A 22,612-nucleotide genomic window follows, 5' to 3' on the forward strand; every position below is an offset into this window, starting at 1 on the left:
GCGGGCGGGGAGTGGTGATCCTCGCTCCGACGTACTTCGGCGTACTCGCCTGTACGGTGGCCATCGCCCTGGCCCATTGGGCTCGGTTGGTGGGGTCGGTGTTCGCCTTGTGGGGCTGGGGGACTAGGGCTCCAGGGGGTGGCTGAGCAGGGGGATCATCACTTCGTCGACGATCTCGGTGATCACTTCGTCTGTTATGGGGACGCCGTAGAAGAGGAAGTGGCTGCGTAGCAGGGCCTGGCCGGTTTCGATGCGGCGTTGGGTGACGGCTGAGGCCGGGATCTCGCCGCGCTGGACCGCGCGGAGGGCGATTTCGCGCATGGCCTTGCGGCCCAGGCCGAGGGAGTGGCCGCGGAGTTCTTCGAGGCGGGCCTGGTCGCGCAGGGCGTCGCTGAGCAGGCCGCGGACTATCTCGCCGCCCGGTCCCGCCAGCAGGTCGGCGGTGCCGCGCAGCACCGCAAGCAGGTCGCCGCGCAGGGAGCCGGTGTCCGGGGGCAGGCCGTGGTCCGGCATCAGGCGATGGACGGCCTCGACGATCAGCTCCATCCGGCTCGACCAGCGCCGGTAGAGGGAGGCCTTGCCGGTCTTGGCGCGTTCGGCGATCCGCTCCATGGTCATTTTGGCGTACCCGACCTCGGCCAGCTCCTCCAGCGTCGCCTGGAAGATCGCGGTGTTCAGCGCGTCGCCGCGGCGGCGGGGGAGTCGGCGATGGTCGGCGGCCATGAGCAGATCCTATGGAGCGGCAGCGGTGACGCGGCCCGTCCGGCCGTCCACGGTGACCAACTGGCCGTCCTTGAGCACGGCGGTGCCGCGCCCGGTGCCCATGACGGCCGGTATGCCGTACTCGCGGGCCACGATCGCCGCGTGCGAGGCGGCGCTGCCCGAATCGACCACGACGGCCGCCGCGCGCTGGAACAGCGGGGTCCACGACGGGTTGGTGTAAGGACAGACCAGGACATCGCCGCCCGCCAGCCTGCCGAACTCGGCGGGCTCGCGTACGATCCGGACCGGACCCGTCGCGCTGCCCCCGCCCGCGGGCGTCCCGGACACGAGGGCGTCGCCGTGGTCGCGCGGGGGATGGATCAGGGCCGGGTCGAGGAGCGGCACGCCCGCCAGTTCCGCCCGCCGCGCCGCCCTGGCCCGTACGGCGGAGCGCAGCCGACCCCCCGCCGCCCCTTTCAAGACCTGTGGGTCCGCGATCTCCTCCAGCTCCTCAAGACGCAGGTGGAAGACCTCCTCGGCGTCGTCGAGCACCCCCACCTCGCACAGCCGCCGCCCGATCTCCAGCAGCGCCCGGCGCAGCACCGGCAGCGGCTTGGTGAAGTAGAAGTGGGTGTCCTCGCGGAAGGCCATCCCCGCCCGCGCGGCCAGCACCTGCCGCAGCACCCGCTCACGCCGCCCGGGGTCGCGCCGCAGCCTCGGGTGGTCCAGGAGCCGCGCCAGTGCCTCTCCGGCCCTGTCGGTCGCGGCGGGCGGATCGGCGGCGAGCACCTTGATCAGGCCGAGTACGACCTCCGGGACCTCGCCCCAGGTGGGCGGCGTGACCAGGATCGGGGAGGCGGTCTCGCGGTGCCCGTACTCGCGGAGAAAGTCGGTGAAGTCCGCCCAGAAGGCGTCATACCCCTTGAGCCGGTCCAGATCGGCCGCCTCCACCGCGTCGCGCAGCCCGGCGTCGGCGCGGACCGGCTCCGCGAGGGCCGCGAGGGCGCGGTTGGCGGCGGCGGTCCGGGTGTCCGCGCCGAGTACCAGGTCACCGAACATCTTCCGGCGCCGCAGCCCGGCCAGCGTCAGCAGCAGCCGGACCAAGGACCGGCCCACCCCCGGCAGGTAGGAGGTCCGCATGCCGAGCAGTGGCCTGACCAGGTCGAGTGCCTGCCGGGGCACGCGGATGAGCCGCGCCCACGGCATCGCCGCCAGGTCTTCCGCTGCCAGCCGGTCGGCGCTGGACCGCCACGCCGCGAACCGCGGGTCCTCCGTCCAGCGGGCGGGGTCGTACCGTCTGGCCAGCGAGAACAGCCGGTACGGCGCGCGCAGCACCCCGATGGTCGGCCGTGGGGTGCTCGGGGCGAGCCGGGTGACCACCCCGTCCTCCTCCACGAGGAACCCCTCGAACGCCCCCCGCACGCCGAAGTACTCGGTCAGCCTGGCCATGAGCCCCGCGGGGCCGTGCGGGATCCAGGTGGTCATGTCGATCGGGTACGGCCGCACGGGCAGCATCTCCAGCAGGGTGGCGGCGAGCCGCCGCCCTGCCGGGCCCAGGCGGATCGGCGGCGGGGGCAGCGCGGTCATCGGCCGGGCCTGGAGCAGGGACAACCGGCCGTCCGCGTAGGCCCATTCGATGTCCTGGGGCGTGCCGAAGTGACGGGCCGCGCGTGCGCCCAGCCGGGCGAGCTCGGCCAGGGCGGCACGCGGCAGCCGTTCCGCCGGGGCCGCGGACTCGCCGGAGGAGTGGGCGACACCGCCGCCCGCCGTACTGCGCACGACCACCTCACGCCGCCCGGCGGCGAACTCGTGAAGCCTGCCCCGGGGGTCGAGCACGTAGTGGTCGGGGGTGACGAGGCCGGAGACCACGGCCTCGCCCAGGCCGCCGCTCGCGTCGATCACCGTGCGGTCGCGCCGCCCGGTCACCGGGTCGGCGGTGAACATCACCCCGGCCAGCTCGGCGTCGATCATCCGCTGCACGACGACGGCGATGCGCACCTCGTCGTGCGCGATGCCGCGCCTGTCGCGGTAGGCGATGGCACGGTCGGTCCACAGCGACGCCCAGCACCGGCGCACCGCGTCGATCAGGGCCGTCTCGCCGATGACGTTGAGGTAGGTGTCCTGCTGGCCCGCGAAGGCCGCGCCCGGCAGGTCTTCGGCGGTCGCGCTGGAGCGCACGGCGACCGGCGGGCGGCCCGCGTCGGCGTAGGCGCGGGCGATCTGGGCGCGCAGGTCGTCAGGTACGGTCAGCGACTCGAACCGGGCGCGCAGCGCCGCGCCGTCCAGGCCGCTCGTGCCGGGCGCGACCGCCGCGTACGCCTCGGTGGTGACCACGAAGCCGCCCGGCACCGGGAAGCCCGCCCTGATCAGCTCGCCGAGATTGGCCCCCTTGCCCCCGGCGAGGGCGATGTCGGCGCGGCCGAAAGCGCCGAGCGGCGCGACGAGTGCCATCGGGTCTCCTAGACCAACTAGAGAACGAACCGTTCTCTAGCGACGATAGCCGTCGCCCATTAGAAGACGCAACGTTCACTGTTACGTCATAATCCGAGGGGGTGGCAGACGCAGGTCGATGTCGACTTCGAAGCCCACATAGGTCCGCAGCCGATGGTGGTGGATCCCCGTCGGCACGTACACCCGCACAGCGGGATCCAGCTCGTAGGTGTAGGCGACCGGGCGGTCGTCCTCCTCCTCGACGCGCCACAGGTAGCGGATCCCGGCATCGGCGTACTTGATCGGTTTTGTGACGCGGTCGCGGTCACAAGTTTCGTCGGATACCACCTCGGCGACCAGATGGACCTGCTCCGGCTGGAAAGTGGTCAGCTCGTTGTGCAGGACCGCGGCCTTGACCACGAGGATGTCGGGCTCCGGGCGCTGCCGCAGGCCCAGCGTCACCGTCATCTCACGCGCGACGGCCAGCCCGTCAGGCGGCCGGATCCGATGCTCCAGCAGGCCGACGACCCGCATATGGAAGACCGTCTGCGGCGGCCGCACCGTGAGTGCCCCGTCGATCAGTTCGACGTGCCGCGGTGCCTCGGGAGGCAGGTGGTCGAGCATGTCGGCGGTCCATCCGCCTGGCGGGCCAGGGTGGAACCACTCGGGAAGCGCGGTGGTCATCCGGGCGATCGTCTCACGGTGGGTGACGGTCAGGCGCGCTCTTCCGGGGGGCGGGCCGGGTGGTCGAGGGTGCGGCGGTACAGGTCGTCGATCTCGTCGAGCGGGTCGCGGACGACGTTGCGGCGGGCCTCGAGCTCCAGGTCGGCACGCCCGCGCAGGTCGTCGATGCCGCTCCCGGAGTGGCCGATGTGGTCGTCCAGCAGGTCGGCGCGGATCTTGGCGCAGGTCGTGGCGAGCTTGATGTGGTGGGCGCGGAGCCGCTCCAGGGTGACGTGGTCGATGAAGCCGGAGGCGCGGCGCTGCTGGGCGTACAGGGCGAGCTGCCCGTCCAGGACGTCGGCGTGCTCGCCCACCTCGCGCACCAAAACCGGCAGGTCGCCGAGGCTCCAGCCCTGGCGGGCCGCGTGGTCGAGGGCCTGGCGGGTCAGGGTGACCTCGCGGCGGAGCTCGACCCGTAGCCGCTCGGCCTCGGCGGCCTCGCCGGTGCCCATCGCGTTGACGTGGGTGGCGATCCTGGTCGTCGCGGCACGGGCCTTCTTCGTCGCCGCCTTCCCGAGCTTGACGGCGAAATAGAGCCCGACTCCTCCGATGACCAGGAAGAGCAGGAAGAGCACCAGGACGATCGTGATGAACGTGCTGATCGCAGACACCCCCAACCGCGGTGAGGGCCGGTAGGCCCGGATACCCTGATGTCATCGAGCATATCCACCGGGCGGCCCATGAGACGCCCGATGAGAACGCCGATCACGCGACTTCAGGGGACGCCGCGCACGGCTCGCGCGGTGCGCCGGCGCCGCCGTACCGCCCTGATCACCCACCACGCCGCCACGGCGAGCAGCAGCAGCACCACGACCACCAGCACCGGCAGGAAGAGCGCGACCAGGCTGATGCCGACCGACCCCGCGTCCTCCACGGTGCTGACCACGGGCGCGCCCACCCCCGCCGTCGTCGCGTTGACCACCGGGCGCGCGGCGGCCTTCATCAGGTGCACGACCAGGGCCAGGGCGATGCCGAGCAGCCAGCCGACCCATGGATGGTCGGCCATCCAGGACGAGCCCTCCAGCTCGGCCGCGGCGGCGGTGGCGCTGAAGACGACGCCGCCGGCGGCGGGCCGTACCGCGGTCTGGATGATGTCGTTGACGTGGTCCACCACGGGGACCTTGTCCAGCGCCAGCTCCGCCAGCAGCAGCACGCCGATGATCAGCAGTACCGGCCACTCGGCCAGCCAGGCGTACCCCTCGGGCAGCCGCACGGCGTCGGTGAAGTTGGCCGCCAGGCCGACCACCAGCAGCGGGATGTAGGCGTTGAGCCCCGCGGCGGTGGACAGGCCGAGGCCGGTCAGTGTCGCCAGCATGCGTCCTCCCGGGCGCCGTTCTCCGTCGGTCGCAAGAAGTCGTTCGCAAGAAGTCGATGGCAAGAACGCTTCCCGTGCGCCCGGAGATCCCACCCTGGGGTCACATGTCGATGACGCCGCGCAGCCTGGCCACCGCGGCGCCGAACTCCTCGATCATCTCCTGGACCACCTGCCGCGTAGGGCCGACCCGGTCGAGCTGGCCGACGACCTGCCCGACGAAGTAACCGGCCAGCCGCTCCGCGCCGGGATTGCCGGACTCGGCGGCCCGGCCGATCCGCGTCATCGCCGCCTCGGCGACCAGCGTCTGCAACGGCGGGGGCAGCGCGCCGGGGCTCTCGGTGGCCTCGTCCCACTCGTCGGTCCAGGCGGACCTGAGCTGGCGCGCGGGCCTGCCGGTGCGGGCGGTGGAGCGCGTGGTGTCGAGTGAGGTCGCGGCCAGCATCTTCCGCCGTACCGGCGCGGACGTCTCGGCCTCCTCTGTGGTCAGCCACACCGAGCCGCACCACACGCCCTCCGCGCCGAGCGCCAGCGCCGCGGCCATCTGGCGGCCGGAGGCGATCCCGCCCGCCGCCAGCACCGGCACCTCGACGGCGTCCACCACCTGGGGGACCAGGACCATCGTGGTGATCTCGCCGGTGTGCCCGCCCGCCTCCGTGCCCTGCGCCACGATCACGTCCGCGCCCGCCGCCGCGTGCCGCCTGGCCTGCTCGACCGTGCCCACGGACGCCGCCACCGGCACCCCCGCCGCCCTGGCCTTGGCCACCAGCGCCGCGTCGGGGGCGGCGGAGGCCCCCGCGATCAGCGCGATCGGGTGCTTGAGCGCCACCTCGGCGAGCGCGGCGGCCCCCGCGGGCCCGACCCTGCGGCCGAACTCCTCGGCGGGCGCGGCCAGGTGCCCGGGCAGCGGGTCCAGGGTGCTCACGCCGTACTTGGCGAGCAGGTGCGCCACGAAGTCGCGGTGCCGCTCGGGGATCAGGTCGGCGACCCGCGTGAACGCGTCGCCCGCCGTCGCGGTGGCCCGCAGGTCGACCGTCGCGGGCGCGGGCACGTTCACCCCGTACGGCCGACCGCCGACCTCCTCGTCCAGCCTGGACAGCTCGGCGTCGAGCCGGTCGGGGGAGTAGGCGGCGGCGCCGAGCACGCCGAACCCGCCCGCGCCGGTGACCGCCGCGACTACGTGCCGGGAGTGGCTGAACGCGAAGAGTGGGTGTTCGATGCCGAAGCGTTCACAGATCGCGGTCCGCATGCGGCGAAGGTAACCCCGGTATCGTGGCCGGGTCCAGCGGAACGGAAGTCTCCTGCGGTCCGGCCGCGACCGGCCCCGCGGAGATCGGCCCGGAGGGCAGGAACGGCATTCGCCAGCCCTCGTCAGGGGTGTAGCTGCGCACCACCCTGGCCGGGACCCCGGCGAGCACGCAGTGGTCGGGGAACTCCCCCCTGACCACGGCCCCGCCCGCCACCACGGTGTTCCGCCCCAGCCGCGTCCCCGGCAGGATGATCGCTCCGGCCCCGAGCCATGAGCCCGACCCGATCGTCACCGGGTTGTTGCGTGGCCACTGTCGGCCGATCGGGGTTTCGGGGTCGTCGTAGACGTGGTTCTGGTCGGTTATATAGACGTACGGGCCGGTGAAGACGTCGTCACCGATCTCGATTCGCTGGTGGCCGACGATGTGCGTGCCCCTGCCGATGGAGCAGGAACGGCCGATCCGCACCACCGTCCCGGGGCCGAGATCCAGCCCCGGGTTCATGCCCGCGCTGATCGACACGCGCTCGCCGACGAGGGTCCCGTCGCCGATCTCGATCCACTCTTCCCCGAAGATCGCGCCGGTGGGAAAGGCCAGGCAGGCGCCCTCGCCCAGCCTTTTGAAGCGGTGTCCCGCGGGGCTGCGCGGCGTGATCGCGCCGGCCCGCCTGATCGCCGCCCAGGCGCGGTGGACCAGCGTTCCCGCGGCCCGCCGTACGGCATCGCGGACTGACATAACCGCCCAAGCTACTGCGTGCCCGCCACATAACGGAACAGCAGGTCGAGCACAGGAGGACCACGGTGTTTGATAATCTGAGAGCCCGTGGGTACGGGAGGCCGCCCACTCAACGGCCGACGATCGAGACGACCACGGGAGCCCTCTTGCGCAGCGCCGCACACACCAAACATCTGTTCGTCACCGGCGGCGTCGCCTCAAGTCTCGGCAAGGGGCTGACGGCCTCCAGCCTGGGGCGCCTGCTGAAGCTTCGCGGCCTGCGGGTGACGATGCAGAAACTCGACCCCTACCTCAACGTCGACCCCGGCACGATGAACCCCTTCCAGCACGGCGAGGTGTTCGTCACCGACGACGGCGCCGAGACCGACCTCGACATCGGTCACTACGAGCGGTTCCTGGACACCGAGCTGCACGGCTCGGCCAACGTGACCACCGGGCAGGTCTACTCCAACGTCATCGCCAAGGAGCGCCGCGGCGAATACCTCGGCGACACCGTCCAGGTCATCCCGCACATCACCAACGAGATCAAGGACCGCATCCTCGGCATGTCCGGGCGCGACGTGGACGTGGTCATCACCGAGGTGGGCGGCACGGTCGGCGACATCGAGTCGCTGCCGTTCCTGGAGGCCGTCCGCCAGGTCCGCCACGAGGTGGGCCGGGACAACTGCTTCTTTCTGCACGTCTCGCTGCTGCCGTACATCGGGCCGAGCGGCGAGCTGAAGACCAAGCCGACCCAGCACAGCGTGGCCGCGCTGCGCAGCATCGGCATCCAGCCGGACGCGATCGTGTGCCGATCCGACCGGCCCATCACCACCAGCCTCAAGCGCAAGATCAGCCTGATGTGCGACGTGGACGAGGACGCCGTGGTCAGCGCCGTGGACGCGGCGAGCATCTACGACATCCCCAAGGTCCTGCACGCCGAAGGGCTCGACGCCTACGTGGTCCGCCGCCTCGGCCTGCCCTTCCGTGACGTGGACTGGAAGGAGTGGGACCAGCTCCTGCGCCGGGTCCACCGCCCGGCCAAGGAGGTCACGATCGCGCTGGTCGGCAAGTACATCGACCTGCCCGACGCCTACCTGAGCGTCACCGAGGCGCTGCGCGCGGGCGGCTTCGCCAACGACGCCAGGGTCAACATCCGCTGGGTCAAGAGCGACGACTGCGAGACCACCGAGGGCGCGGCCCGCGAGCTGGACGGCGTGGACGGCGTGCTGATCCCCGGCGGGTTCGGCGTGCGCGGCATCGAGGGCAAGGTCGGCGCGGTCCGCCACGCCAGGGAGAACCTGGTCCCGCTGCTCGGCATCTGCCTGGGCATGCAGTGCATGATCATCGAGGCGGCGCGCACGCTGGCCGGGCTGCCCGACGCCAACAGCGCCGAGTTCCTGCCGGACACCGTGCACGCGGTGATCTCCACCATGGCCGACCAGGAAGACGTCGTCGCGGGCGAGCGCGACATGGGCGGCACCATGCGCCTCGGCCTCTACCCGGCCGAGCTGCAGGACGGCACGCTGGCCCGCAAGCTGTACGGCAAGAGCCGCGTCGAAGAACGGCACCGGCACAGATACGAGGTCGCCAACTCCTACCGGGAGGGGCTGGAGAAGGTCGGCGTCGTCTTCTCGGGCCTTTCGCCCGACGGGCGGCTGGTGGAGTACGCCGAGCTGCCGGTCTCCGCCCACCCGTTCTTCATCGGCACCCAGGCCCACCCCGAGTTCAGGTCCCGCCCGACCCGCCCGCACCCGCTGTTCAAGGGGCTGGTGGCGGCGGCGCTCGACTTCGCCGACGAGCGCAGCGCCGCGGCCAGGGCGGGGAGCGGCGCATGAAGCGCATCGACGTCGCCGATGTCGCGGACTCGCCGGAGGAATGGGAGGTCGTGGCCTCCTTCGACCGGTTCGCGTCGAAGATCATCAATGTCCGGACCGACCGGGTGCGGATGCCGCTCGACGACACGGCCGACCGCGACTACGTGACCCACCCCGGGTCCGTCGCCGTCCTGGCGCTCGACGAGCGGCAGCGGGTGCTGATGCTGCGCCAGTACCGCCATCCGGTGCGCGGCATGCTGTGGGAGCTGCCCGCGGGCATCCGCGACGTGTCGGGCGAGCCCACCTGGGTCACCGCGGCCAGGGAACTGGCCGAGGAGGCGGCCTACCGCGCCACCACCTGGCACACGCTGGTCGACCTCTACAGCTCGCCGGGGATGACCAACGAGCGCATCCGCGTCTTCCTGGCCCGCGGCCTCACCGAGATCCCCGAATCCGAACGCGACTTCGAGCACCACCACGAGGAGATCGGCATGCCGGTGGTGTGGGTGCCGCTGGCGGAGGCGGTCGGCAAGGTCCAATCGGGAATGATCCACAATTCCCCGGCCGTGGCCGGTATCCTCGCCGCGTACGCGGCCTCCGCCGACGGGTTCGCCTCCCTGCGGCCCGCCGACGCTCCGGAGGCCTGAGCACGAAGGGGGTCGGGCGCGCTGAGCGACACGGAGGCTGTGCTTTCCAGCTACCTCGACCATCTGGCGGTCGAGCGTGGCCTTGCCGCCAACACGCTCGCCTCCTACCGTCGTGACCTGCTGCGCTACGTCGATCACCTGAAGACGCGCGGGCTGACCCGGTTCGGCGACGTGGCCGAGGCCGACGTGGTGGCGTTCCTGGCCGCGCTGCGCGAGGGCGACGAACGGCACCGGGCGCTGGTGGCCAGTTCCACCGCCCGGGCCGTCTCGGCCGTGCGCGGCCTGCACCGCTTCGCGCTGCGCGAGGGCGCGGCCGGGCACGACCCCGCCCACGAGGTACGCCCGCCGCGCCGGCTCCGTCGGCTGCCCAAGGCGATCGGCGTGGCCGAGGTCGAGCGGCTGATCGCCGCCGCGGGCCCCGACGGCCAGCCGCTGACGCTGCGCAACCGCGCGCTGCTCGAAGTCCTGTACGGCACCGGCGCGCGCATCTCCGAGGCCGTCGGCATGGCGGTGGACGACGCCGAGCCGGAGCAGGTACGGCTGCGCGGCAAGGGCGGCCGGGGCAGGGTCGTGCCGCTCGGCCGCTACGCCCGGCAGGCCCTGGACGCCTACCTGGTGCGGGCCCGCCCCGCGCTGTCCGCCCACGGCCGCGGCACCTCCGCGCTGTTCCTCAACGCCCGCGGCGGGCGGCTGACCCGCCAGGGCGCCTGGGAGGTGCTGCAGGCCGCCGCCGAACGCGCCGGTCTGGACGGTGTTTCTCCGCACATGTTGCGACATTCGTTCGCAACGCACCTCCTGGACGGCGGCGCGGACGTTAGGGTTGTCCAGGAGCTGCTCGGCCATGCCTCGGTGACCACCACCCAGGTCTACACCTTGGTCACGGTCGATAAGCTACGAGAGGTCTACGCCGCCGCGCACCCCCGCGCCAGGCGATGATCGCTGTCGAGACGTTGGAGATGCTTGCCGATCGGGCGTAGCCGGGCGTGCCGCCTTGCCGCATACGTGCTGACGCCATAGTGTCCGTCCGGACGGTCCGGTTCGGGGCCGTCAGGGAGGTTCAACTGGTGACTGTGACCACCGACGGTTCCAGCCGGAGGGCGACCCCCGGCACCACCCCCGACAACCCGTGGGGTGATTCCAAGACCGCCGCGTCCACGGCGGCGAGTGGGATCCTCGGCCCCACGGGTCGGCCCCGCCCGGTGTTCCCCGAGCCGCCCGCGCGCACGTCCCACGGGCCGGCGCGGGTCGTCGCCATGGTCAACCAGAAGGGCGGGGTGGGCAAGACCACCACGACCATCAACCTCGGGGCCGCGCTCGCCGAGTGCGGGCTGCGGGTGCTGCTCGTCGACTTCGACCCGCAGGGGGCGCTGTCGGTCGGCCTCGGCATCAACCCGCTCCAGCTCGACCTGACGATCTACAACCTGCTGATGGAGCGCGGCGTCGCCCCCGACGAGGTCCTGCTGAAGACCTCCGTCGAGGGCATGGACCTGCTGCCCAGCAACATCGACCTGTCGGCGGCCGAGGTCCAGCTCGTCACCGAGGTCGCCCGCGAGCAGGTGCTGGGCCGGGTGATCAAGCCGCTGCTGCCCGACTACGACGTCTGCCTGATCGACTGCCAGCCGTCCCTGGGCCTGCTCACCATCAACGCGCTGACCTGCGCGCACGGCGTCATCGTCCCGCTGGAGTGCGAGTTCTTCGCGCTGCGCGGCGTCGCCCTGCTGATGGACACCATCACCAAGGTGCAGGAGCGGCTCAACGCCGACCTGGAGATCGAGGGCCTGCTCGCCACGATGTACGACGCGCGCACCCTGCACGGCCGGGAGGTGCTGGCCCGGGTCGTCGAGGCGTTCGACGAGAAGGTCTTCCACACGGTGATCAACCGCACCGTGCGCTTCCCCGACGCGACCGTCGCGGGCGAGCCGATCACCATCTTCGACTCCTCCTCGCTGGGCGCGAGCGCCTACCGCGAGCTGGCCCGCGAGGTCCTGGCCCGCTGGCCCGACATCCCGGCCTGACCCCTTCGCGAGCCGTGGCCCCCGCGGGCGGTGCGCGGGGGGACAATGGCGGGGTGACGGAGGAGACGGAGGAACAGACCGCCAGGCCGGGCGGCTTCCAGGTCCACCTGGACGTGTTCGAGGGCCCCTTCGACCTGCTCCTCGGGCTGATCTCCAAGCACAAGCTCGACATCACCGAGGTGTCCCTGCACAAGGTCACCGACGAGTTCATCGCCCACATCCGCTCCCGCGGCCCGGAGTGGGACCTCGACCAGGCCAGCCACTTCCTGCTGGTGGCCGCCACCCTGCTCGACCTGAAGGCGGCCCGGCTGCTGCCCTCCGGCGAGGTCGAGGACGAAGAGGACCTGGCCCTGCTGGAGGCCCGCGACCTGCTGTTCGCCCGGCTGCTCCAGTACCGCGCCTACAAGGAGGTCGCCAAGGTCTTCTCCGGGCGGATGGCCGCCGAGGCGCTACGGTACGCCCGGATCGTGCCGATGGAGCCGCGGTTCGCCGACCTGCTGCCCGACCTGGTGCTCGGCATCGGCCCGGAACAGCTCGCCAAGATCGCCGCCAGGGCGATGACGCCCAAGGCCCCGCCGTCGGTCTCGGTCGCCCACATCTACCAACCGCTCGCCAGTGTGCGCGAACAGGCGGCTATCCTTGTGCGGCGGCTGCGGGAGGTCCGCCGTGCGACGTTCCGGGCGCTGGTGGCCGACTGCACGGGCACCTTCGAGGTCGTCGCGCGCTTCCTGGCGGTCCTGGAGCTGTACCGCGAGGCGGCGGTCACCTTCGAGCAGATCGAGCCGCTGGGCGACCTGCACGTGCAATGGACCGGCGCCGACGACGGAGACGTCTCGGTCGCCGACGACTACGACGAGAACGCCGGAAAGAAACCCGATGAGTGAAGCAGACCCGCGCGAGGCGACCGGCCTGGCCGAGCCCGGCCTGGCGGCCGCGCTGGAGGCGATCCTGCTGGTCGTGGACGAGCCGGTGGCCGAGGTGACGCTCGCCCAGGTGCTCGAACGCCCCACGCACGAGGTCGCGGCGGCGCTGCGCGACCTCGCGGCGGAATACACGGCGGCCGGACGGGGTTTCGATCTGAGAGAGGTCGCGGGCGGCTGGCGTTACTACACGCGGGCCGAGTGCGCGCCTTTCGTCGAGCGTTTCGTCCGCGACGGCCAGCAGACGCGACTCACCCAGGCCGCGCTGGAGACCCTGTCCGTGGTGGCCTACCGGCAGCCGGTGAGCCGCGCAAGGATCTCGGCCATCCGCGGCGTGAACAGCGACGGGGTCATGCGGACCCTCGTCGCCAGGGGGCTGGTCGAAGAGGCCGGCACCGACCCGGAGAGCCAAGCCGTGCTCTACCGGACCACTTCCTACTTCCTCGAACGGCTGGGTCTGCGCGACCTGGGCGAGCTTCCTGAGCTGGCGCCCTTCCTGCCCGAGGACGTGGAGAACTTGGAGGAGACCAAGTGAACGATGGACGCACCCCGTCCGGTGATGGACGCGGTCGGCGTTTCGAGTCCCGCGGCGGCGACGCCGGACGCGGGTCCTTCCGCGCCTCCAGAGGAGGCGCCAGGGAGCGGTTCGGCACGCCGCAGGGCGGCGGACAGCCGGGCTCCCGCTCCGGCGGGCCCCGAGGGCCCCGCCAGGACTCCAGGGACACCTTCCGCGACCGGCCCGCCCGCGACTCTCGCGAGGGGCGCGACGGACGCGACGACAGGCGCGGGCGCCCCGACGACCGCCCGCGCCGCGACGACTTCGGTTCGCGTGGCGATTCGGGCTCCCGTGGCGGCTATGGGTCGCGCGGTGGGGATTCCGGTTCGCGCGGTGGTTATGGCTCGCGTGGCGATTCTGGTTCGCGCGGTGGTTATGGCTCGCGTGGCGATTCCGGTTCGCGCGGTGGTTATGGCTCCCGCGGTGACTCAGGTTCGCGTGGCGGTTATGGCTCGCGCGGCGATTCGGGCTCGCGCGGGGGTTCCGGGGGCCGTGGCGATTCGAGCTCGCGTGGCGGCTACGGGTCGCGCGGTGGGGATTCCGGTTCGCGCGGTGGTTATGGCTCGCGCGGCGATTCTGGTTCGCGCGGTGGTTACGGTTCCCGTGGTGATTCGGGTTCGCGCGGTGGTTATGGCTCGCGCGGCGATTCTGGTTCGCGCGGTGGTTACGGTTCCCGTGGTGATTCGGGTTCGCGTGGCGGTTATGGCTCGCGCGGCGATTCGGGCTCTCGCGGGGGCTACGGTTCCCGCGGCGAGGCAGGTTCTCGGGGCGGTTATGGGCCCCGTGGTGGCGATGGCGGCTCGCGCGGTGGCTACGGCTCGGGTGATTCGGGTTCGCGCAGCCGTTATGGCTCGCGGGACGACTCGGGCTCGCGCGGTGACTTCGGTTCGCGGGACGACCGCGGCTCCCGGGGCGACTACCGGCCGCGTCCCGATTCGGGTTCGCGCGGCGAGTACCGATCCGGCGGCGGCTTCGACTCCCGTGGCGACCGCGGCTCCCGTGGGCGTGGCGAGTACGGTTCGCGCGACGCCGTACAGACGATCGGCGGCGGCGGACCCGGTGGCGGGCGTGCTCGTTACGGGCGTCCGGAGGGCGACCGCAGGGAGCGGGCCGGGCGTACCGACCGGGGCGGCCGCCCCGAGTGGACCGCGCGCGCCGACCGGCAGGGCAGGCCGCAGCGCCGGACGTCCGGCGAGGGCTTCAAGACGGCCGAGCAGCCGCTGCGCGACCCCGACCACTTCCCGCCCGGCTACAGCGACGAGCGCGACACCACCGAGGTCCCCGACGGCGTACGCCTGCAGAAGGTGCTCGCCCAGGCCGGCGTGGCCAGCAGGCGCGCCTGCGAGGAGATGATCGGCGCGGGCCGGGTCACCGTGGACGGCCAGGTGGTACGCAGGTTCGGCGCACGCGTCGATCCGGTCAAGCAGGTCATCCACGTGGACGGCAAGCGCATCCCGACCGCCCCCGACCTCGTCTACTTCGCCATCAACAAGCCGATCGGCGTGGTCAGCACCATGTCCGATCCCGATGGCAGGCCGTCCCTGGCCGACTACGTGGCCGACCGCAAGGAGCGGCTGTTCCACGTGGGCCGGCTGGACACCGAGACCGAGGGCCTGATCCTGCTCACCAACGACGGCGAGCTGGCCAACCGGCTCACCCACCCCAGCTACGGCGTGCGGAAGAAGTACTGGGCCAAGGTGAACGGCACCATCGAGCGCGGGCTCGGCAAGCGGCTGCACGAGGGCGTGGAGCTGGAGGACGGCCCGGTCAAGGTCGACGACTTCAAGGTCGTGCAGGAGCACGGACGTCAGGCGCTGGTCGAGGTGGTGATCCACGAGGGCCGCAAGCACGTGGTGCGCCGGATGCTCGCCGAGGTCGGGCACAGTGTGATCGACCTGGCGCGCATCGAGTTCGGGCCGGTCAAGATGGGCCGGCTGAAGTCGGGCACGCTGCGCGCCCTCACGCTGCAGGAGATCGGCGAACTGTATGCTGCGGTCGGGCTGTAGCCTGTCCGGCACGGCCGGTGCGTACGCCCTGGCCTCGTGGGCAGGAGCGCCCCGCACGCGTGGGGCGCTCGGAAGGGGATGAGATGGTGCGGGCGATCCGCGGTGCGACTCAGATCGAGTCCGATGACCGCGATGCGATCCTGTCGGGAGTCACCGAGCTGGTGACCGAGGTGATGTCGCGCAATGAGCTGACGACCGACGACGTGATCAGCGTGATCTTCACCGCGACCCCCGACCTCACGGCGGAGTTCCCCGCGCTGGCCGCGCGCAAGCTCGGGTTCCACGACGTCCCGCTGATCTGCGCCTCGGAGATCGACGTGCCGGGGGCGCTGCCCCGCGTGGTGCGGCTGATGGCCCACGTGGAGACCGACCGCCCCCGGCAGCAGGTCCAGCACGTCTACCTGCGCGGCGCGGTCGCGCTGCGGGTGGACATCGCGCAGTGAGCGGCGTCCGGGGCATGGCGAGCGAATCATGGTCTTCCATGGTCATTTGCGAGGCGGGGAGCCGGTGAGTCCTCTGGACAGCGTCCTGGTCGTCGGTACCGGGCTGATCGGCACCTCGGTGGCCCTCGCCCTGCGCGAGCACGACGTCGAGGTGCGGCTGGCCGACCTCGACCCGGGCTCGGTACGCCTGGCGAGCGAGCTGGGCGCGGGCCTTCCGTGGTCGCCGGGGGAGGGCGGTCCGGCGTTCGACCTCGCGGTGATCGCCGTGCCGCCGCAGTACGTCGCGGCCGAACTCCTCTCGCTTCAGCGGCAGGGCGTCGCCCGCCACTACACCGACGTGGCGAGCGTCAAGGCGCTGCCGCTGGCCGAGGCCGGGCGCCTCGGCTGCGACCTCGCGAGCTTCGTCGCCGGGCACCCGCTCGCGGGGCGGGAGCGGTCGGGCCCGGCCGCGGCCAGGGCCGACCTGTTCCTTGGGCGGCCCTGGGCGTACTGCCCGGCCCCGGAGACCTCGCCCGCGGCCGTGGAGACCCTGCTCGGGCTGATCAAGCTGTGCGGGGCCGAGGCGGTGCGGGTGGCGGCCGAGGAGCACGACCGGGCCGTCGCCGTCGTGTCGCACGCGCCGCACGTGACCGCCGCGGCGGTCGCCGCCCGGCTGGCCGAGGCGCCGGAGACCGCGCTGGGGCTGGCCGGCCAGGGGGTGCGTGACGTGACGCGCATCGCGGCGGGCGACCCGGCGCTGTGGACCGGCATCCTGTCGGGCAACGCGCTGCCGGTGGCCAAGGTGCTCGAAGCGGTGGCGGCCGACATCGCCGCCGCGGCGGCGGCGCTGCGCCGTACGGCCGGGGCCGACGTCCCGGACGCCGGCGCCGAGGCCGGGATGCCCTGGGTCACCGCGCTGCTCGAACGCGGCGTGACCGGCACCGAGCGGATCCCCGGCAAGCACGGCGGCCCCGCGAGCGTCTACGCCAACGTCCAGGTGATCGTCGGCGACCGTCCCGGCGAGCTGGCGCGGCTGTTCCAGGTCGCCAAGGAGGCCGGGGTCAACATCGAGGACGTCCGGCTGGAGCACACCCCCGGGCTGCCGCTGGGCGCGGCCGAGCTTTCGGTACAGCCCCAGGCGGCGGACACGCTGATCGGCGCGCTGCGCGCGCACGGCTGGCACATTCCCTGATCGGAGCCACCGGGCCGGTGCCGTTGACAGGCACCGGCCTTTCGTGTTTCATAGTGGGTAACAGTGTTACCGCTTAGAAACAGCGTTACCAACTCCATTGGGGGACTGACGATGACGAGCTCGGAGAAGACCCCGTTCCACGGTGGCTACGCCCCGGTGACGGAAGAGATCACCGCCTTCGACCTGCCGGTCACCGGCAGCCTGCCGGAGAGCCTGAGCGGCCGGTTCCTGCGCAACGGGCCCAACCCGCTCGACCTGGAAGACCCGCACCCGCACCTCCTCGTCGACAACGGCATGGTCCACGGCGTGCGGATCCGGGACGGCAAGGCGGAGTGGTACCGCAACCGGTGGGTGCGCTCCGACAAGATCGCGGCGGCCCTCGGGGAGGAGCCGCGTCCGGGCGGCATCAACGAGGCGCCCAACACGCACGTCATCGGGCATGCGGGCAAGACCCTGGCCCTGATGGAGGCCGGAGCGCCGGTCGTGGAGCTGACGTACGAGCTGGACACGATCGGCCGGGGCGACTTCGGGGGCACGCTGCCGGGTGGCCTCACCGCGCACTCCAAGATCGACCAGCGGACCGGGGAGCTGCACGCGGTGGCCTATGACGTCACCCGGCACGACCGTGTCCAGCATGTGGTGGTCAGTGCGGCGGGGCAGGTCACGCGCGTCACCGACATCGCCGTCAGCGACGGGCCGATGATGCACGACTTCGCGCTCACCGGTAAGTACGTGGTCGTGTACGACCTTCCGGTGACGTTCAGCATGGCGGCGGCGGAGGCGGGCGTGCGCCTGCCGTACGCCTGGAACGAGGCGCACCGGGCGCGGGTCGGGCTGCTGCCGCGCGAGGGCGGCGGGAAGGGCATCCGCTGGTTCGACATCGACCCCTGCTGGGTGTTCCATACGCTCAACAGCTACGACGACGGCGACCGTGTGGTGATCGACGTGGTCGCCTACGACACCCTGTTCGTGGACGCCAGGCTCGGCACGGGCGGCCCTCCCGCGCTGGAGCGGTGGACGATCGACCTGACCGCCGGCGCGCTGAAGCGCGAGCGGCTGGACGACCGGCCCCAGGAGTTCCCGCGCATCGACGAGCGCAGGTCGGGCCTGCCGCACCGGTACGGCTACACCGCCCAGACCGAGGAGTTCCTCAAGCGGCTGTCGCGCGATGCCCAGGATCTCTCGGACCTGCCCACGCCCGCGTTCGGCGCCGCGCTGCTCAAGCACGACTTCCGCACGGGGAGCCGCGAGGAGCACCTGTTCCCGCGCGGCTACTTCGCGAGCGAGCCGGTCTTCGTGCCGGGTGACCCGGAGGCGGACTCCGCCGAGTCCGCCGAAGACGACGGATATGTCATGACCTATGTCCACAACCCGGACCGGGACGCGGCCGACCTGGTCGTCCTCTCCGCCCAGGACTTCGCCGCCGGCCCCGTCGCCACCGTCCACCTGCCCGGGCGGGTGCCGCTGGGCTTCCACGGCAGCTTCGTCCCCGACGCCCCCTGAGTCACGCCCAGGGCCGATGCCGATTGACAGGCATCGGCCCTAAGGCGTTGAATGGCGGTAACGGCGTTACCACGTAGTAACGACGTACCTACATGGGTGATGGGGGACCTACGATGACGAGCTTGGAGAAGAACCCGTTCCGGGGCGGCTACGCCCCGGTGACGGAGGAGATCACCGCCTTCGACCTGCCGGTCACCGGCAGACTGCCGGAGATTTTGAACGGCCGGTTCCTGCGTAACGGGCCCAACCCGCTCGACCTTGACGAACCCAGCCCGCACCTTTTTCTGGGCAACGGCATGGTGCACGGCGTGCGGATCCGGGACGGCAGGGCGGAGTGGTACCGCAACCGGTGGATCCGCTCCGACGCGGTCGCCGCGGCTTTGGGAGAGGAGCCCCGGCCGGGGCCGCGCTTCGACGGCCTGGACTCGAACGCCAACACGCACGTCATCGGGCACGCGGGCAAGACGCTCGCCATGGTGGAGAGCGGGCTGCCCATCCAGGAGCTGACCTACGAGTTGGACACCGTCGGACGGTACGACTTCGACGGCACCCTGCCGGGCGGCTTCGCCGCGCACTCCACGGTCGATCCGCACACCGGGGACCTGCACGCGGTGGCCTACTACTTCGGCTGGCCGGACCGTATCCAGCACCTGGTGGTCAACCCCGCGGGCCGGGTCGAGTGCGCCGTGGACATCGCCGTCAAGGACGGGCCGATGGTTCACGACTTCGCGCTCACCGGCAAGTACGTGGTGCTGTACGACCTTCCGGTGACCTACAGCACGGCGGCGCTGGAGGCGGGCGTGCGCCTGCCGTACGCCTGGAACGAGGCGCATCCGGCGCGCGTCGGGCTGCTGCCGCGCGACGGCGGCGGCGAGGACGTCCGCTGGTTCGACATCGACCCCTGCTGGGTGTTCCACACGCTCAACGGCTACGACGACGGTGACCGTGTGGTGATCTACGTGGTGGCCTACGACAGCCTGTTCGTGGACGCCAGGCTCGACGGGGGCGGCCCCCCCGGGCTGGAGCGGTGGGTGATCGACCCGGCGTCCGGCTCGGTGAAGCGTGAACGCCTGGACGACCGCGCCCAGGAGTTCCCGCGCATCGACCCGCGCAGGGCGGGCATGCCGCACCGCTACGGCTACACGGTCGACACCGAGGAGCTTCTCGTCCAGTTGCCGCGCGGGGCCCAGGATCTGTCGGAACTGCCGCCTCCCGCGTTCGGCGCAGCGCTGCTCAAGTACGACTTCCGGACAGGGAACCGCGAGGAGCACCTGTTCCCGCGCGGCTCCTACGCGAGCGAGCCGGTCTTCGTGCCCGCCGATCCGAGCGCCGAGGCAGCCGAGTCCGTCGAAGACGACGGATATGTCATGACCTACGTCCACAACCCAGACCGGAACGCGGCCGACCTGGTCATTCTCTCGGCCCAGGACTTCGCCGGCGGCCCCGTCGCCACCGTCCACCTGCCCGCCCGGGTGCCGCTGGGCTTCCACGGAGGTTTCGTCTTCGACGAGTCCTGAGGGCTTCGACGAGTCCTGAGAGCTTCGACCAGTCCTGAGGCCGATCGGCGTCCCGAGATTGACAAAACGAGACTTTACATAAAAGCTTGTTCTTGAGATGAGGGACGTCGTCTATCTGGACCGGCTGGAGCAGGCCGAGGCGCTGCTCAAACCCATGCGCGTGGAGGTGCTGCGCCGGCTCGCCGAGCCGAGCTCGTGCACCGAGGTGGCCAAGCAGCTCGGCCAGACACCGCAGCGGGTCTACTACCACGTCAAACAACTGGTCGCGGTCGGTCTGGCCGAGCAGGTGAGCGAGCGCCGGGTGCGCGGCATCAACGAGGGCATCTACCAGGCCGTCGCGCGCTCCTACTGGCTCTCGCCCGCCCTCGTCGGGCGGCTGGGGCCGCGCCGCTCCGAAGACCGGCTCAGCCTGGGCTACGTGCTCAGCCTGGTCGAGGAGGTCCAGGCCGACATCGCCAACCTCGACCGCACCGCACCCGAGCTGCCCTCGCTCGGCATCTCGGGACAGGTCTGCCTGCCCGAGGAGCGGCGGCCGGAGTTCCTGGCCGACCTGAGGGAGGCCATGCAGGGCCTGTTCGAAAAGTACGGCGGCGCGGAGGGCTCGTCCTTCCGCGTCGCTCTGGTCTGTTACCCGGCCGCCGAAGGGCCTCCCGTGGAGCCCGTGACAGCGGACCCTGCCGCGGAGGACGCCGCCGAATCCTCGAACGCTCCCAAACACCGGTAGCCTCGACTGCGAACACATCGGCAGCTTTGCGCACAGGCAAATAGGGAGTGGCCGTGACCGGACTGGTCGTCGCCATGGACGGTCCTTCTGGATCGGGCAAGTCCAGCGCGTCCCGCGGGGTGGCGCGGGCGCTGGGGCTTCGCTACCTCGATACCGGGGCGATGTACCGCGCGGTCACCTGGTGGATGCTCCAGCACGGCGTCGAGCCGGCCGACCCCGCGGCGATCGCGGCCCGCGCCGCCGACCCCGTGCTCGATGTCGGCACCGACCCCGACGGCCCCACGATCGCCGTGGGCGGCGTCGATGTGGCCGGTCCCATCCGGGGCCCGGAGGTCACCGGCGCGGTCTCCGCGGTGAGCGCGGTCCCCGAGGTCCGCGCCCGGCTCGTCGCCGCGCAGCGGGCCGTCATCGGCTCGGGCGACATCGTCGTGGAGGGCCGTGACATCGGCACCGTGGTGGCCCCGGGCGCGCAGGTCAAGGTCTACCTGACGGCCAGCGCCGAGGCCCGCGCGCACCGCCGTACGGCGGAGCTGAACGGCGGCGCGGCCGGCACCACGGTCGAGGCCCAGCGGGCCGCCATGGCGCGGCGTGACGCGCTCGACTCCACGCGCAAGGCCGACCCTCTGGTGCGGGCCGATGACGCCGTCGAGCTGGACACGACCGCGCTCACCCTCGACGAGGTGATCGCCGAGATACTGCGACTGGTAAAGGAAAGAACGTGACGGGGGAGCGGTTCGACGAGGGCTTCGACGAGGGCTGGGTCGAGTTCGGCGAGTTCGCCGAAGACATGGCGGACCTCGCGGCCGAGCAGGAGGCCGACTCCGGCCCGCTTCCGGTGGTCGCCGTGGTCGGCCGGCCCAACGTGGGCAAGTCCACCCTGGTCAACCGGATCATCGGCCGCCGGGAGGCGGTCGTCGAAGACGTGCCGGGCGTGACCCGCGACCGGGTGACGTACGAGGCGACCTGGCGGGGCCGCCGGTTCACCGTGGTCGACACCGGCGGCTGGGACCCTGAGGCCACCGGCATGGCCCAGCGCATCGCCGAGCAGGCCCAGGTGGCGGTGGAGCTGGCCGATGTGATCCTGTTCGTGACCGACGTCACCGTGGGCATCACCGACGCCGACGAGGCCGTCGCCCGGGTGCTGCGGCGCGCGGGCAAGCCGGTCGTCCTGGCCGCCAACAAGGTCGACGACCAGCGCGCGGAGCTGGAGGCCGGGGCGCTGTGGGCGCTCGGCATCGGCACCCCGCACCCGGTCTCGGCGCTGCACGGCCGGTCCAGCGGCGACCTGCTCGACCTGATCCTCGACGCGCTGCCCGAGGCCCCCGAGCAGCGGTTCGGCCCTGAGCGCGGCCCGCGCCGGATCGCCCTGGTCGGCAAGCCCAACGTGGGCAAGTCCTCGCTGCTGAACAAGCTGGCGGGCGAGGAGCGGGCACTGGTCGACCCGATGGCCGGCACCACCCGCGACCCGGTGGACGAGCTGGTGGAGCTGGGCGGCAAGACTTGGCGCTTCATCGACACCGCGGGCATCCGCCGCCGCGACCGCGAGCTGCAGGGCGCCGACTTCTACGCCAGCCTGCGCACCAGGGCCGCCCTGGAGCGCTCTGAGGTCGCGGTCGTGCTCATCGACGCGAGCGACCCACTGACCGAGCAGGACCTGCGGATCATCTCCCTGGTGGTCGAGACCGGCCGGTGCGTCGTGGTCGCCTTCAACAAGTGGGACCTCGTCGACGAAGACCGCCGCTACTACCTGGAAAAGGAGATCGACCGCCAGCTCGTGCGCATCCCGTGGGCACTGCGGGTCAACATCTCCGCCAAGACCGGCCGCCACGTCGATCGCCTGGTCCCCGCCATCGAACGCGCCCTCGACTCCTGGGCCACCCGCGTCCCCACCAGCCGGCTCAACGCCTTCCTCACCGAGCTGATCCAGGCCACCCCGCCCCCGGTCCGTGGCGGCAAGCAGCCCAAGATCCTCTTCGCCACCCAGGCATCGGTGGAGCCGCCCAAGTTCGTGTTGTTCACCTCCGGTTTCCTTGAGGACACCTACCGGCGTTTCATCGAACGCCGGCTGCGCGAGGAGTTCGGTTTCGCCGGTTCCCCGGTGGAAATCAGCATGAAAATCCGCGAAAAGCGCTTCGCCAAAAAACGCGGATAACCACCTCCCCGGC

General features: G+C 71.8%; 21 protein-coding genes. 14 read left to right on the top strand and 7 right to left on the bottom strand.

Going from position 1 to position 22,612, the window contains the following annotated elements:
* Window positions 1-123: 123 nt before the first annotated feature.
* The 7 genes from DP939_RS11520 to DP939_RS11550 form a co-directional block, all read right to left on the bottom strand.
* Window positions 124-723 carry a TetR/AcrR family transcriptional regulator gene (locus DP939_RS11520; RefSeq protein ID WP_113980601.1) on the bottom strand — a complete coding sequence of 200 codons (600 nt, stop codon included), beginning with the start codon at window positions 721-723 and terminating at the stop codon, window positions 124-126.
* Window positions 724-732: 9 nt separating this feature from the next.
* Entirely contained in the window at window positions 733-3,153 is a 2,421-nt protein-coding gene (locus DP939_RS11525; protein ID WP_113980602.1) for a PEP/pyruvate-binding domain-containing protein, read from the bottom strand.
* An 81-nt stretch (window positions 3,154-3,234) separates the two neighbouring features.
* Window positions 3,235-3,816, bottom strand: coding sequence for a Uma2 family endonuclease (locus DP939_RS11530; RefSeq protein WP_113980603.1), 582 nt, complete (start codon window positions 3,814-3,816; stop codon window positions 3,235-3,237).
* Window positions 3,817-3,845: 29 nt separating this feature from the next.
* Window positions 3,846-4,466 carry a hypothetical protein gene (locus DP939_RS11535; protein WP_113980749.1) on the bottom strand — a complete coding sequence of 207 codons (621 nt, stop codon included), beginning with the start codon at window positions 4,464-4,466 and terminating at the stop codon, window positions 3,846-3,848.
* A gap of 104 nt (window positions 4,467-4,570) precedes the next feature.
* Window positions 4,571-5,170, bottom strand: coding sequence for a DUF4126 domain-containing protein (locus tag DP939_RS11540; RefSeq protein WP_113980604.1), 600 nt, complete (start codon window positions 5,168-5,170; stop codon window positions 4,571-4,573).
* A 100-nt stretch (window positions 5,171-5,270) separates the two neighbouring features.
* On the bottom strand, window positions 5,271-6,416 hold the full coding sequence (locus tag DP939_RS11545; protein ID WP_113980605.1) for an NAD(P)H-dependent flavin oxidoreductase: 1,146 nt from the start codon (window positions 6,414-6,416) through the stop codon (window positions 5,271-5,273).
* Window positions 6,397-7,149 (bottom strand): acyltransferase, encoded by a 753-nt coding sequence (locus tag DP939_RS11550; RefSeq protein ID WP_113980606.1) that lies wholly within the window; start codon window positions 7,147-7,149, stop codon window positions 6,397-6,399. Before DP939_RS11550 ends, DP939_RS11545 begins: the two co-directional genes overlap by 20 nt.
* 146 nt (window positions 7,150-7,295) lie before the next feature.
* Between DP939_RS11550 and DP939_RS11555 the strand changes: the two genes are divergently transcribed.
* The 14 genes from DP939_RS11555 to der all read left to right on the top strand — a co-directional run bounded on the left by DP939_RS11555 (window position 7,296) and on the right by der (window position 22,599).
* A complete protein-coding gene (locus DP939_RS11555; RefSeq protein ID WP_113980607.1) occupies window positions 7,296-8,966 on the top strand; it encodes a CTP synthase in 1,671 nt (556 codons plus the stop codon).
* Window positions 8,963-9,592 (top strand): NUDIX domain-containing protein, encoded by a 630-nt coding sequence (locus DP939_RS11560; RefSeq protein WP_113980608.1) that lies wholly within the window; start codon window positions 8,963-8,965, stop codon window positions 9,590-9,592. Before DP939_RS11555 ends, DP939_RS11560 begins: the two co-directional genes overlap by 4 nt.
* 21 nt (window positions 9,593-9,613) lie before the next feature.
* The gene (locus DP939_RS11565; RefSeq protein WP_113980609.1) at window positions 9,614-10,528 is read left to right on the top strand and encodes a site-specific tyrosine recombinase XerD; all 915 of its coding nucleotides are present in this window, start codon (window positions 9,614-9,616) and stop codon (window positions 10,526-10,528) included.
* Between the two features lie 128 nt (window positions 10,529-10,656).
* Window positions 10,657-11,607, top strand: a complete 951-nt coding sequence (locus DP939_RS11570; RefSeq protein ID WP_113980610.1) for a ParA family protein — start codon at window positions 10,657-10,659, stop codon at window positions 11,605-11,607.
* 53 nt (window positions 11,608-11,660) lie between these two features.
* Window positions 11,661-12,491 (top strand): segregation and condensation protein A, encoded by an 831-nt coding sequence (locus DP939_RS11575; RefSeq protein ID WP_113980611.1) that lies wholly within the window; start codon window positions 11,661-11,663, stop codon window positions 12,489-12,491.
* A complete protein-coding gene (gene scpB / locus DP939_RS11580) occupies window positions 12,484-13,062 on the top strand; it encodes an SMC-Scp complex subunit ScpB (RefSeq protein WP_113980612.1) in 579 nt (192 codons plus the stop codon). The genes DP939_RS11575 and scpB overlap by 8 nt, the downstream gene beginning before the upstream one ends.
* On the top strand, window positions 13,059-15,089 hold the full coding sequence (locus DP939_RS48655) for a pseudouridine synthase (RefSeq protein ID WP_113980613.1): 2,031 nt from the start codon (window positions 13,059-13,061) through the stop codon (window positions 15,087-15,089). Before scpB ends, DP939_RS48655 begins: the two co-directional genes overlap by 4 nt.
* 83 nt (window positions 15,090-15,172) lie before the next feature.
* Window positions 15,173-15,532: a chorismate mutase gene (gene aroH / locus DP939_RS11590; protein WP_113980614.1), complete on the top strand. Its 360-nt coding sequence runs from the start codon at window positions 15,173-15,175 to the stop codon at window positions 15,530-15,532.
* Between the two features lie 28 nt (window positions 15,533-15,560).
* Entirely contained in the window at window positions 15,561-16,703 is a 1,143-nt protein-coding gene (locus DP939_RS11595) for a prephenate dehydrogenase (RefSeq protein ID WP_113980615.1), read from the top strand.
* 111 nt (window positions 16,704-16,814) lie between these two features.
* Window positions 16,815-18,206 (top strand): carotenoid oxygenase family protein, encoded by a 1,392-nt coding sequence (locus tag DP939_RS11600; protein WP_113980616.1) that lies wholly within the window; start codon window positions 16,815-16,817, stop codon window positions 18,204-18,206.
* A 113-nt stretch (window positions 18,207-18,319) separates the two neighbouring features.
* Window positions 18,320-19,723 carry a carotenoid oxygenase family protein gene (locus tag DP939_RS11605; RefSeq protein ID WP_113980617.1) on the top strand — a complete coding sequence of 468 codons (1,404 nt, stop codon included), beginning with the start codon at window positions 18,320-18,322 and terminating at the stop codon, window positions 19,721-19,723.
* 97 nt (window positions 19,724-19,820) lie between these two features.
* On the top strand, window positions 19,821-20,447 hold the full coding sequence (locus DP939_RS11610; protein WP_113980618.1) for a winged helix-turn-helix domain-containing protein: 627 nt from the start codon (window positions 19,821-19,823) through the stop codon (window positions 20,445-20,447).
* Between the two features lie 74 nt (window positions 20,448-20,521).
* A complete protein-coding gene (gene cmk, locus DP939_RS11615; protein WP_113980751.1) occupies window positions 20,522-21,169 on the top strand; it encodes a (d)CMP kinase in 648 nt (215 codons plus the stop codon).
* Window positions 21,166-22,599 carry a ribosome biogenesis GTPase Der gene (gene der / locus DP939_RS11620; RefSeq protein WP_225878170.1) on the top strand — a complete coding sequence of 478 codons (1,434 nt, stop codon included), beginning with the start codon at window positions 21,166-21,168 and terminating at the stop codon, window positions 22,597-22,599. The genes cmk and der overlap by 4 nt, the downstream gene beginning before the upstream one ends.
* Window positions 22,600-22,612: the final 13 nt, after the last annotated feature.

The organism is Spongiactinospora rosea (assembly GCF_003315795.1).
GTDB classification, from domain to species: domain Bacteria; phylum Actinomycetota; class Actinomycetes; order Streptosporangiales; family Streptosporangiaceae; genus Spongiactinospora; species Spongiactinospora rosea.

Bases quoted from the DNA above. Each gene is read 5' to 3' on its own strand.
- DP939_RS11520 (WP_113980601.1), bottom strand. From the start codon at position 723: ATGGCCGCCGACCATCGCCGACTCCCCCGCCGCCGCGGCGACGCGCTG.
- DP939_RS11525 (WP_113980602.1), bottom strand. From the start codon at position 3,153: ATGGCACTCGTCGCGCCGCTCGGCGCTTTCGGCCGCGCCGACATCGCC.
- DP939_RS11530 (WP_113980603.1), bottom strand. From the start codon at position 3,816: ATGACCACCGCGCTTCCCGAGTGGTTCCACCCTGGCCCGCCAGGCGGA.
- DP939_RS11540 (WP_113980604.1), bottom strand. From the start codon at position 5,170: ATGCTGGCGACACTGACCGGCCTCGGCCTGTCCACCGCCGCGGGGCTC.
- DP939_RS11545 (WP_113980605.1), bottom strand. From the start codon at position 6,416: ATGCGGACCGCGATCTGTGAACGCTTCGGCATCGAACACCCACTCTTC.
- DP939_RS11550 (WP_113980606.1), bottom strand. From the start codon at position 7,149: ATGTCAGTCCGCGATGCCGTACGGCGGGCCGCGGGAACGCTGGTCCAC.
- DP939_RS11560 (WP_113980608.1), top strand. From the start codon at position 8,963: ATGAAGCGCATCGACGTCGCCGATGTCGCGGACTCGCCGGAGGAATGG.
- scpB (WP_113980612.1), top strand. From the start codon at position 12,484: ATGAGTGAAGCAGACCCGCGCGAGGCGACCGGCCTGGCCGAGCCCGGC.
- aroH (WP_113980614.1), top strand. From the start codon at position 15,173: ATGGTGCGGGCGATCCGCGGTGCGACTCAGATCGAGTCCGATGACCGC.
- DP939_RS11595 (WP_113980615.1), top strand. From the start codon at position 15,561: ATGGTCTTCCATGGTCATTTGCGAGGCGGGGAGCCGGTGAGTCCTCTG.
- DP939_RS11600 (WP_113980616.1), top strand. From the start codon at position 16,815: ATGACGAGCTCGGAGAAGACCCCGTTCCACGGTGGCTACGCCCCGGTG.
- DP939_RS11605 (WP_113980617.1), top strand. From the start codon at position 18,320: ATGACGAGCTTGGAGAAGAACCCGTTCCGGGGCGGCTACGCCCCGGTG.
- DP939_RS11610 (WP_113980618.1), top strand. From the start codon at position 19,821: ATGAGGGACGTCGTCTATCTGGACCGGCTGGAGCAGGCCGAGGCGCTG.
- cmk (WP_113980751.1), top strand. From the start codon at position 20,522: ATGGACGGTCCTTCTGGATCGGGCAAGTCCAGCGCGTCCCGCGGGGTG.